The sequence below is a fragment of the Vogesella mureinivorans genome (genome assembly GCF_007644035.1).
In the GTDB taxonomy this organism is placed as follows: Bacteria; Pseudomonadota; Gammaproteobacteria; order Burkholderiales; family Chromobacteriaceae; genus Vogesella; species Vogesella mureinivorans.
In genome coordinates, this window is sequence record NZ_VMTV02000623.1 from 1 (window position 1) to 283 (window position 283).

General features: G+C 64.7%; 1 protein-coding gene. It reads right to left on the reverse strand.

The window, feature by feature from the left end; genetic code table 11:
• Positions 1 to 71: 71 nt before the first annotated feature.
• Positions 72 to 283 (reverse strand): Ntn hydrolase family protein (locus FLQ44_RS16620; protein WP_500692552.1); only part of this gene is annotated, 212 nt, incomplete at its 5' end.

Below are 283 nucleotides of genomic sequence, written 5' to 3' on the forward strand. Positions count from 1 at the left end.
GGTATTTGCCGCGGGCGTTGGCTAATCTGATCTCGAATCCCCAATCCCGGGATCCCCACCGAAGCCGCGAACTACAGCTTTTCCAAGACCACGTTGTGGTTGGTGTAAATGCAGATATCGCCCGCGATCTTCAGCGCGCGGGTGGCGACTTCGGCGGGCGGCAGGTCGGTGGATTCGAGCAGGGCGCGGGCGGCAGCGAGGGCGAAGGGGCCGCCGGAGCCGATCGCGATCAGGCCGCCTTCGGGTTCGATCACATCGCCGTTGCCGCTGATGATCAGCGAGG